Genomic DNA, 7,880 nt, shown 5'->3' with positions numbered 1-7,880 from the left:
ATATTTAAAAATACAGATACATTGGAGGCGGAATTGGACTTATATGATTTCGGCGAAAAGAAAATCAACAATCCTGTTTATAATTTGACGGTACAAAAAGGTAAGCAAGTATTTTATAAAACGTCAACAACAGAAAGTAAGGTAAGCATACCGCTAAACAGTATAACAAAATCAACAATGCTTAGTGTTATACTTGAAGTGAACGGTTACAAAAATACTTGGAGAATATTTGTTTTTGCCGAAAATAAGATTGAAAACAATGTTCGTATGATTAAATCGGAAGAAGAACTTGATGATATAATCAAAAACGGCGGAAAAGCTATTGTGACGAAAGAGTGTTTCAAAAATCCGATACATGGAAGTTTTATACCTGTATTTTGGTCGCCGGTACATTTCCCGTCACAAAAACCGTGCGGTGCAATAATTGATAATAAGCATAGAATATTTGATGATTTCCCGACAGAGAAATATCCCGATTATCAGTGGAAAAGACTGCTTGATAACTCGGTCGGTACAGATATATCGAAGTTTGCTGGTGAAGTAAAACCTATAATTGAAACAGTACCGAATTTTTTTGATAATACTGCGTCATCACCGCTGTTTGAAACAGAAATAGGCAAAGCAAAGCTATTGTTCTGCGGTTTTGATTTAGACGGAGATTATCCCGAATGTAAACAGCTTTTAAGCAGTATAACGCAATATGTAAATTCAGATAAATTTTAAAATAAGCCGAAAAGGTTAATTTTAGAGTCGGAGTTGGACTCCTTTAGGAGCCCGACTCCGACTTGTTTTTAAATTAGATTGTTACCTAAAAACTTGCTTATACCATTTAAGGCTGAAGATTAGGAATACCGTTTGGAGTATATATTTATTCTTATGCTGATACTACAGATAAGGCTGTAAGCGAGGCACAGCATGTGTTAAGGCTTATACAAGGATATAACCTTAGTTTTCCTATTTATTTGGATATGGAAGATAAGGTACAGGCTGTATTGTCTGATTCGGAAAGAGGGAATATAGCATCTGTATTTTGCAATATAATTCAAAATGAAGGATACAAAGTGGGGATATATGCCAATAAAAATTGGTGGACTAATTATTTGACTGACTCCGCATTTAATAATTCATTATGGTATAAGTGGGTAGCTCAATATAATTCAAGCTGTACATATTCGGGAAATTATACGATGTGGCAGTATACAAGTTCAGGATATGTAAACGGTATAAATACCAATGTTGATATGAATTATTGGTATGGTGAATATATCGACGTAAATCCGGTGACGGTGAATACAACTGTGGCGGACAGCATTACGGAATCTAATGCAACAGTTCGAGGTACGGTGGCTTATAGTGGGCAAAAGCCAAGTGAAGTTGGGATTTATTTTGGTACTTCGGAAAATGGTATGTCAAAAGTCGCAAATGATGTTATTAATCATAATAAAAATCCATTTGACATGTGGTATGATTTGAAAGATGAAGCAGGATTATATTTAGACAGTAACACAAAATACTATTGGCAATGTTATGCAATAGTAAATGGAAAAGAATATAAAGGGGAAATCAAATCATTTACAACATTAAATTCTTCAAAACCTATTAAATCAATAGTTTGTAATAGTACAGTTGTGAAAAGTACAAAAAAGGATGTGTCATATATGTTGGAAGTGGCTATTACGAATTTATCAGCCGAAGATATAAAAGGTATTGTAATAATTGTATATCGAGATAAAAATGGCAATATTATTAAGATTCATAATGGCGATATTGACATTGCATGTAATAGCAAATTAACCCATTCTGATTCGATAAATGGATATACAACGATATCAAGGGCTGATGTATATGTTTTTGAAAGTCTAAACAACTTAGTTCCGATTAGTAATAATTTAGAATGTAATTTTAATTAATGTTTTTAAAAAAGATATACTTTAGTATTTATTAAGAATATTTTGTTTCATTTTGCATTAATATGTAAATGGGTAATTGTAAATTTATTTTTAGTATGATATACTGAATATAAAATAATCTTGGGAGTGATGTTAATTGAAAAGAAGAATAAGCATAATATTAATTGCGATGATAAGTTTGATAATCTCAAGTAATTTAAGCGTAATGGCATATGAATTGCCGCACGCATTTTGGGGCTTGGACGCTGGTTATTCAAATGCAACAAGCAGCAAAAATTATGATGAAACAATAAATTACGGAGTACAAATTATCAATTTAATATCATCAGAGCCAAAGAATGAGCAGACAATAAATATTTTAGGCTCAAGAACATATGACGTTGCATTTGCGTATTTTATGAACGGTGATTATACAAATGCGGCGAAGTATTTTGAAATGTATATTCCATACGGTAAGCAATTAGGGTGGACTGACGGCGTAATTATTGCAGAAAATTGCGTTAAGCAATTTACAAATACATTTGACGTATATCAAGCTACGGAACAATCGCAAAAGGTGTATGGTGCGAAAAATGAGCCGAACGGTGTTTTATACGGACAAGTGGCGGATAAGGCAAAAAGTAATGAATCAATGACATTGCTGTATTTGGAATACGGTGATGAAAGTACATTCGGTTGGACACGGGCGATGCTTGATAAAGCAGAAACACAAAACAAAGCGGTAGAAATTGCTCTAAACTTTCCACAGGAAGGCACAACGGTAAGAAATATAAACAGTTCGGATTCTTTTTTATCGAATTTACGCTCTATGTTGTCAAGTTACAAAAACGTGCCGATTTATTTGAGAATAGGTGCTGAATTTAATGTTTGGGGTGATAAATGTACACCCGATGAATTTATATCTGCATTCAAAGCAGTTGCAAACAGTGTGAGCGGATTGTCTAACGTTGCTACTGTTTGGAGTATGGCGCACACATCTTCATGGAAAACAAACGATTGGCCTTATACGGCTGATGACTTCTATCCCGGTGACGAATATGTTGATTGGGTAGGCGTGAATTGTTATGCAAGTAAGTATTTCCAAGGCAGAGTATGGCAGGGAGAAAGCAGGTATAATGAAGTTTGCTTTAAAACAGGATACAGTTCCGATCCTGTTGTGATGATAAAGGATGCTGTTGAAAAATACGGCGGTCGAAAACCTATAATGATTTCTGAATGTGGAAGTGCATACAGAACTAACGGTGATATAAATGAAACCGACAGTGAATGGGCGGCAAAATATTTAAAACAAATATATACATTCATTCCTATGGTATATCCTCAAGTAAAGCTTATAGCGTATTTTAACGCTAAAATGAATTATGAGGTGAATTACTATAATCTCGACGGAGACAGCGAACTTCAAAACGCATATAATGATGTAACAGAGTCACCGTGGTTTATACAAAATAATAATACAAACAGCGCCGGACAATTCTTTAAAAAGGCGGGCAGTACAATAACGATGAACGGAGATACAACACTGTACGCATATCCGCACATATACGGATCGGATTGGGTAAATGTTGAATATTATCTTGACGGTGAACTCGTTAAATCAACAAACGAAATAGCTTATACCGTACAACTAAGCGACATAAAGGGGACACATGATTTAAGAGTGGTTGCAAACGGAAATAATGGGGTTTCTATGACTCGTGAATATCAGCTTGTCAGCTATGCACCGGCAGAAAAAGCAGAGGATTTTTCTGATACATCTTATCTTAATAACGGTCAGAAAAATGCAGTAAATTACACTATAAGCAATGATATTATGACAGGCTATGAAAATAATACATTCAGACCTGACGTAACCATAACCAGAGCAGAATTTGCTGCGGTTATATGCAGAATGATGGGGTATAATGTTGGTGAGAATAGCACATTTACAGATACAAAATATCATTGGAGTAGTAAATATGTAAATGCGTGCGTAAAAGCAGATATAATACATGGTATCGGTGATAATAAATTTGCACCGGATAATCATATTACCGTGGAACAGGCGGTTAAAATATTGACAAGTGCATACGGATATGCAAACAGTAAAACTCAATATCCCGACGGTTTTATGTCCGCCGCTCAAAAGTATAATTTGTTTGATAATGTAACATCAAGCAGATTAGGCACAGATGTTAAACGCATTGATGTCGCGGTTATGCTTTATAATGCGGCTAAAAATTAATAATACTACCTAAAAAAACTCATTACGATAAAATACATTGTAATGAGTTTTTTTGTTTTCAAAATGTGATTATACATTTTGAAAATGATTCATGTAGTGAATGTTGACAGAATAAGTCAAATGTGGTATTATAATTTTGTAATATATACCAAAATTTTTATTGGATTTATAAATGGAAGTATAAAATAAAGAACGAGAGGTGCTGGAAAAATGGAAAAAATAGCTGATGTGATAAAATATGAAGGTGATAATGCAACCTTTATATGGAAACATCCGAATGAGGATTTTAATTCATTGACACAATTAATTGTACACGAATCACAGGAAGCGATTTTTATGATGAACGGTCAGGCGTTGGATTTGTTCGGACCGGGAAGATATACACTGGAAACTCAAAATATCCCTAAGATTGGACGATTTTTAAAAAGAGCAACAGGTGATGAAACACCATTTCATTGTGAAGTCTATTTTATAAATAAAACTGAACAAATGGCAATAAAATGGGGTACGGACAGCAAGGTTGAATTTATGGAGCCGACATATCAATTTCCTATAAAAATAGGTGCATGTGGTGAAATGAATTTGAGAGCAGAGGACTCAAGAAAGCTTTTGCTAAAGGTAGTCGGCACAGAAAATTATTTAACACAAAGCAAGCTTACACAATTATTTCGAGCATTTCTGATGACAAAAATAAAAACTTACTTGGCAAGAAGCATACGTGAAAGCAAAATAAGCATTTTTGAAATAGATGAGCATTTGCAAGAATTATCGGAAAACTTGCATAAAATGCTTATTGAGGATTTTGCTGATTACGGTGTGGCATTGGAGCGTTTTTTTGTTACAACGATAGTAAAACCTGATGGTGATTCTGCATATGAAAAATTTAAGAGCCTGCATTTCAGACAATATGCGGATATTGCGGAAGCAAAGCTTAGACAACAAGTTGGCATTATAGACAAGCAGACGGAAGCACAAAAGATGGTTATAGAATCGCAGGCTTTAGCGCAAAAGAGAACACAGGAAGGATATACATATCAGCAGGAACGTGGGTTTGATGTTGCTGAAAAGGTTGCAGAAAATGAAGCGGTTGGTGAGTTCACCAATATGGGCGTTGGTTTTGGAACAATGGCAGGTGTTGGCGGTGCTGTTGGTGGTATGGTAGGCGGAATGATGAATGATGCTATGGGCTCTGCAATGAACCTAAGCATTCCTACTCCTGCTTCACAACCTGCACAAACGTTCTGTGATAACTGCGGTGCAAAGCTCAATCAAGGCTCTGCGTTCTGTGAAGAATGCGGAACTCCTGTGGTAAAGTCCAATAAAACTTGCATAAATTGCGGGTATGAGTTTGAAAGACCAGGAAAGTTCTGCCCTAAATGCGGAACAAAACGGGAGGGTTAAGATATGAAAAAGACTTTTAATTATTATAGTATTTGTTGGCTGATTTCATTAGCAGTGTTTAATGTAATCGCTTTTGTAACACCAAATGAAATTGCAGGTATAAGCAAGTTTACGGGTGCGTTCTGGGTTGGGTACATATTTATAACTCTTGCTTTCATAGGACAACTTGGATGTGCTTATAACGCTTTTAAGGCTGAGAACTTAAAGAAACTGTTTTATAATATTCCGTTGATTTCTGTAAGCTATACAGGCCTTGTTGTAATGCTGTTTGTAGGCATTATTTGTACGGCAGTTCCTTTCATTCCCTATTGGGTAGGTATCATCGCTTGTCTGTTAGTTCTGGCGTTTTCTGCTATCAGCGTTATAAAGGCGACTGTTGCGGCAGATGTAGTAAGTGAAGTTGATGAAAAAATCAAAGAACAGACACAGTTCATTAAATTGCTTACAGCGGATGCAGAACATTTGATGTCAAGTAGTAAAACTGCTGAACTCAAAGCAGAGGCCAAAAAGGTGTATGAGGCAATTAGATACTCTGACCCAATGTCAAATGAAGCATTGGCTGACATTGAAGGACAGATACAGAGCGAATTTGCATTCTTCACACAGGCAATTAGGTCAGAAGATTTAGAATTAGCAAAATCTGTGGCTGATGGATTACTTAACCTGATTGATGCTAGAAATAAAAAATGTAAGGTTTTGAAATAAGGGGGATATATAAATATGGCAGCATTAGTATGTGATATTTGCGGTGGAAAACTTGTTATGGGTAGCGGCGGCATTGCTGTATGTGACAGTTGCGGAATGGAACATAGCCCAGACAGAATGAAAGAAAAAGTTCAGGAAATCAAGGGAACTGTGCAGGTTGACAATTCGCATATGATTGATAGTTGGATGAAAATGGGCAAGTCTGCTTCAGAAGCGGGTAATCATAAAGAAGCATACGATTATTTTACCAAAGTGGTAGAATTGGACCCTCAGAATTGGCGTGCCATCTTTGAAAAAGGAAAAGCTGGTGCCTGGCAATCAACACTTGCAAATCTTAGGACAGCTGAAATATATCAAGGTATTACTATGGCATTAGAAATTGTTAATTCCTTAGATATGCCATGCGATGAAGTAATAGGAATAAAAAACGAATTTGCAGTTGCACTATTTAATATAAATAATGCTATTACTGATTTAATGGAACAAAACCTTTTTGAACTTGATGACAAATATTTTGATTCGCATTGGGACCAGATGTGGAATACTCGCCAAAGACATATAACCAATGTATCTCAATTAGAAGACGCATTAACTTTAATCGTAGATTTAGAAGATGATTTATCTAAAAGTAATGTTATTGAATTTAAAAAGAGGATGTGTAATGATTTAAGAGATGCGTGTGCTTCTATACAGTACTGGACTGATTATTCGCAAACTGCTTTAAATTATTTAGGGTTTGCTCCAAAAGATAAAAAAGAATACCTTGATAAGTATTGGAAGTTAATTGATGAAATTAGGATGGTAGAACCCACATTTGCAACGGATAAGTGGTGCTATCCAGACCCATTTGGACCTGGGCTCCATAATTCAGACGAAATATATAATTATTGGAGAAAAATTGAAGCAGAAAGAAAAGCTCAACGTGAAAAAGCAGAGGCTAAAAAACGATATGACGAATATTGGAAAGAACATGCAGATGAGAAAAAGCAACTCGATGGGCGTATATCTTTAATAGATGACGACATAAAACAATTGAAGTCCAGCTTATCGCAATATGAAAGCCGTATCAATGAAATTGAAAAAGAAAAGAAATCTCAGGTACCGGCAGAAGATGAATTGAAGATTGCAAATGACGGACTTGTCGAATTGCAAAACCAAAAGAAAGCATTAGGTTTGTTCCAAGGCAAACAGAAAAAAGCCTTGCAGGAGCAAATCGACAAATTAACTGCTGATATAAATAATATTCAGAATACAGTCAAACTCCAAAGAGATGAGTTGCATAAAGATGTTGATTCAAGAATTGACAGCATTAAAACTGAAATGAAACCATATACCGGCAAAATCGCTGACCTCGAAAATGAAAAAAGCAATATTGTCAATGAACTGAAAAAGCCAAGATAAAATGCTAAATACACCCATATGGAGAAGTCTCCGTATGGGTGTATTTTAAAGTTAATAATAAATAACAAAGTGAAATTTATCATTCTCATTCCCTAAAAATATAAGAGTCGGGGGTGCGGACATATTCTTGGACTCCTAAAGGAGTAAAATAAATGTATACAAAAGAACAGATAGAAATTACATTAAAAGAATATGAACGCTTAGGTTCTGTCCAAGCGGTCATAAATTTATTGGAATAT

At 35.2% G+C, this 7,880-nt stretch carries 6 protein-coding genes; all 6 read left to right on the top strand.

Translation table 11 applies throughout. The features are described from left to right. Nucleotides 1-723 (top strand): hypothetical protein (locus tag ACLTU0_RS09525; protein WP_412322209.1); only part of this gene is annotated, 723 nt, incomplete at its 5' end. Nucleotides 724-848: 125 nt separating this feature from the next. After that, nucleotides 849-1,910 (top strand): GH25 family lysozyme, encoded by a 1,062-nt coding sequence (locus tag ACLTU0_RS09520; protein ID WP_412322211.1) that lies wholly within the window; start codon nt 849-851, stop codon nt 1,908-1,910. Nucleotides 1,911-2,046: 136 nt separating this feature from the next. Beyond that, nucleotides 2,047-4,134 carry an S-layer homology domain-containing protein gene (locus ACLTU0_RS09515; protein ID WP_412322207.1) on the top strand — a complete coding sequence of 696 codons (2,088 nt, stop codon included), beginning with the start codon at nt 2,047-2,049 and terminating at the stop codon, nt 4,132-4,134. 210 nt (nt 4,135-4,344) lie between these two features. Next, nucleotides 4,345-5,535 (top strand): SPFH domain-containing protein, encoded by a 1,191-nt coding sequence (locus ACLTU0_RS09510; RefSeq protein ID WP_412322205.1) that lies wholly within the window; start codon nt 4,345-4,347, stop codon nt 5,533-5,535. A gap of 3 nt (nt 5,536-5,538) precedes the next feature. After that, nucleotides 5,539-6,240, top strand: a complete 702-nt coding sequence (locus tag ACLTU0_RS09505; RefSeq protein WP_412322204.1) for a hypothetical protein — start codon at nt 5,539-5,541, stop codon at nt 6,238-6,240. Nucleotides 6,241-6,255: 15 nt separating this feature from the next. Continuing rightward, on the top strand, nt 6,256-7,641 hold the full coding sequence (locus ACLTU0_RS09500; protein ID WP_412322203.1) for a hypothetical protein: 1,386 nt from the start codon (nt 6,256-6,258) through the stop codon (nt 7,639-7,641). The last annotated feature ends 239 nt before the right edge of the window (nt 7,642-7,880 follow it).

Origin of the sequence: Hominilimicola sp., assembly GCF_046972485.1 — a bacterium.
In the GTDB taxonomy this organism is placed as follows: domain Bacteria; phylum Bacillota; class Clostridia; order UBA1381; family UBA1381; genus Hominilimicola; species Hominilimicola fabiformis.
The sequence above is the reverse complement of the archived record's forward strand: the minus strand, read 5'-3'. Positions and strand labels throughout refer to the sequence as shown.

Bases quoted from the DNA above. Each gene is read 5' to 3' on its own strand.
- ACLTU0_RS09500 (WP_412322203.1), top strand. From the start codon at position 6,256: ATGGCAGCATTAGTATGTGATATTTGCGGTGGAAAACTTGTTATGGGT.
- ACLTU0_RS09510 (WP_412322205.1), top strand. From the start codon at position 4,345: ATGGAAAAAATAGCTGATGTGATAAAATATGAAGGTGATAATGCAACC.
- ACLTU0_RS09505 (WP_412322204.1), top strand. From the start codon at position 5,539: ATGAAAAAGACTTTTAATTATTATAGTATTTGTTGGCTGATTTCATTA.